The organism is Alienimonas chondri (genome assembly GCF_013036045.1).
In the GTDB taxonomy this organism is placed as follows: domain Bacteria; phylum Planctomycetota; class Planctomycetia; order Planctomycetales; family Planctomycetaceae; genus Alienimonas; species Alienimonas chondri.
The window spans coordinates 1-2,844 of record NZ_WTPX01000285.1 but is presented as its reverse complement, the minus strand read 5'-3'; the positions used below and the strand labels follow the sequence as shown (position 1 = coordinate 2,844).

At 69.9% G+C, this 2,844-nt stretch carries 3 protein-coding genes and 1 pseudogene; 1 reads left to right on the top strand and 3 read right to left on the bottom strand.

Features of this window, described 5'->3' with window-relative positions; translation table 11 throughout:
* Window positions 1-326 (bottom strand): annotated as a pseudogene (locus LzC2_RS21015) (hypothetical protein); the annotation flags it as partial.
* 201 nt (window positions 327-527) lie between these two features.
* Between LzC2_RS21015 and LzC2_RS21010 the strand changes: the two are divergent.
* A complete protein-coding gene (locus tag LzC2_RS21010; RefSeq protein ID WP_171189982.1) occupies window positions 528-743 on the top strand; it encodes a hypothetical protein in 216 nt (71 codons plus the stop codon).
* A gap of 28 nt (window positions 744-771) precedes the next feature.
* Here the strand turns inward: LzC2_RS21010 and hemC are convergent, their stop codons facing one another.
* Entirely contained in the window at window positions 772-1,761 is a 990-nt protein-coding gene (gene hemC / locus LzC2_RS21005) for a hydroxymethylbilane synthase (protein WP_315854772.1), read from the bottom strand.
* On the bottom strand, window positions 1,739-2,844 hold a 1,106-nt coding region (locus tag LzC2_RS21000), incomplete at its 5' end, for a DUF502 domain-containing protein (protein WP_206678851.1). The genes LzC2_RS21000 and hemC, both read right to left, overlap by 23 nt.

Genomic DNA, 2,844 nt, shown 5'->3' with positions numbered 1-2,844 from the left:
GCGTCGATCGCCTCCGCGGCGGCGAGCGCCGGCCCGCTGAGCGTCCTGCCGGACGCCAACGGACACCCGGCTCCGCAGCCGGTCGGGCCGCAACTCGGGCACTCGGCGCCGGGACCGCCGGGCAGGAAATCGCCGGCGAGTTCGCCCGGCTCGGCGGTGCCTTCGCTGTCGCTCAACGCCCTCGTCATCGAGTCGCGGCTGCTGCCGGAGTAGTAGCCTTGATCGCGGAGGTGCGTGCAGCCGACTCCCAACGTGCTCATCACCCCGGCGGCGCAGCACAGGCGGGCTGCGATCAGCATTCGGCGAGAGGAAGAAGTGAGGCGCATCGGGGGCGGTCCGGTCGGTACGAAGGCTGTCGATTCCTTCGGCCGCGGACTCCCGCGAGATCCAGCAGGGGCGCCCGGGTTTCGCCGGTTTTGCGGAATCGAGCGGCCTTCCCGGTCGTGCCGCCAGATTGGATCATGCCGGCGGCCGCCGCGCGCCGATCTTTCTCTCGGACCTCCCCGACCCGCCGAGGGATTCTCAGGATGACCGCCGCCTTGCCCGTTCTCTCCCGTCGCTCCCAGCCTATGCGGCGTCTCGCCCTGGTCGTCCTCTTTGCCGGGGTGATTTCGCAAGCTGTCGGTTGTCATAACCTGCAGGAGCACCGCCGCGCCCGTTGGAACTACGGCCCCGGGATGAGCGCCGACAGCGACCCGTACGCCGGCGTCACCGACCTCGCCGACGTGGCGCCGCTCGTCTAAGGCAACGGCTTCCGGCCCGGCGGGGGCGTTAGAGCAACGCCGCTCCGCCCTGTTCCAATAGGCTCTCCGCGACGGCGACGCCCACCGCGTGGGCGTCCGGACCCGTGGCGTTCGCCTGTAGGACGGTCTCGCCGTCCAACGACAGCAGCGCCGCGGTCAGGCTGATCTCCCCGCCGCCGCCGTCCAGGGGGACGATCCGCGCCCGCACGCCGACCGGGGCATGACACCCGGCGCCCAGGCGATTCAGGCAGGCGCGTTCGGCGTCGACCTCGGCGCGGGCGACGGGATGGTTCAGCAGCGCCAGCAGCGCGACCGCGGGGTCGCCGGTTCGGCATTCGATGCCCAGCGCCCCCTGACCGACCGCGGGCAGCGTTTCCGATTCGAGTCGCTTCGAGATTCGACTCGACAGCCCCAGCCGGTCCAGGCCGGCTTCGGCGAGAATCAGGGCGTGGAACTCCCCCGCGTCGAGCTTCTCCAGCCGGGTGCCGACGTTCCCGCGGGCCTCCGCGAACAGCAGATCGGGGCGCAGACGGAGGAGTTGCGCCCGACGTCTCGGCGATCCGGTGCCGACGGTCGCCCCGCTGGGCAGATCGTCCAGCGAGCCGGTCGCCCCGTTCGACACCGCATCGGCCGGCAGCACCAACGCATCCCAGCGGCTGGCCCGCTCCGGCACCGCGGCGAGCGTCAGCCCGTCGACCGGCCCGGTCGGCAGATCCTTAAGGGAATGCACGGCGAGATCCGCCCGTCCGTCCAACACGGCTCGTTGCACCTCCTTGGTGAACAGGCCGATCCCCCCCGATTGCTCCGCCATCGCCGGGAGCGGGTCGACGCGATTCCGGTCGCCGGTGGTCTTCACCTCGACCAACTCGACCGTCAGGTCCGGATGAGCGTTTCGCAGCAGATCGGCGACATGATTCGCCTGCCACATCGCCAAGGGGCTGTCGCGGGTGGCGATCCGCAGGGCGGGGGGATTGCCGGCAGCGGGGCCGTCGCCGTCAGTCACGGGTGCTTCCGACACGGGGGCTTCCGATCAGGTCCTTCGGAGCGGGAATGGTCTTCGGAGCAACGGAGCCCGGCGGCGTGCCATTGACCCGGGGCCGCGGACCGAGCGCCTGTTGCGGGGGGACGAGCACGCCGCAGCTCAGGCAGAACTGGAACGCCTGCTCCACGGTGAGGTCCAGTTCCCGCACTTTGCTTCGCGGGGCGCTGATCGTGAAGCCGGTCATCGGCATGGGGGACGTTGGCATCAGGATCGAATACAGCGGTTCGCCGGCCGCCTCGACGGTCCCCTTCATGCTCTCGCCGGTCACGAAGCCGATCGACCAGACGCCTTCCAGCGGGTACTCGACGGCGACGACGCTGTTGTATTCGATCTGCCGTTCCGCGAAGAGGAAGTCCGTCACCTGCTTCACGCTGCCGTAGACCCGGCTGACGACCGGCAGCCGGCCGAGCACGTCGTCCTCCACCTTCTTCACCAGCCAGGCGCCCACCCGCACGCCGACCAGACGGCCGATGAAGTAGATCCCCAGCAGAGCCAGCACCACCGCGAGCGCGCTGAGGATAAAGCTGCTGCGAAAGTACTTCTCCGTGGCGAGTTCCGCGTACAGCCCCACGGCTTTGTGGGGCATCTCGTCCCCCGGGACCGTGCGGGCCACGAGCGCGAAGTCCCGGTACGGCACCGCCCGGGGACCAAAGCGAACGAAGACGTCCTGATCCAAGCCGGCCCGCGTGATGTCGGCGGGCGTCAGCACGGCGCCGCCGGTATCGACCGCGGCGAGTTTCTCCGCGGCGTCGGGACGCACGACGTAGTTCGTGCCGGCGTAATCGAGTTCCGGCCGCGTTTCCGGCCGAATCAGGTTCGCGGAGGGCACGTCCTCCCGAATCGCCTGTCCGATCGAGTACCGCACCAACCCGCTGACCGGGTTGACGATGTAATCCATCAGCATCCCCGCGGCCCACAGCAGGATCGCGATGGTCAAGATACTGGGCAGCGTGATCGCCAACCCTCGCACAAAGATCGCCGTGACCCCCCGGTGATGCGAGGACGGAGGGATGGGCGCGTCGGCGTCGGGCACGGTCGGCGGGGAGGGCGGGTGAGCCA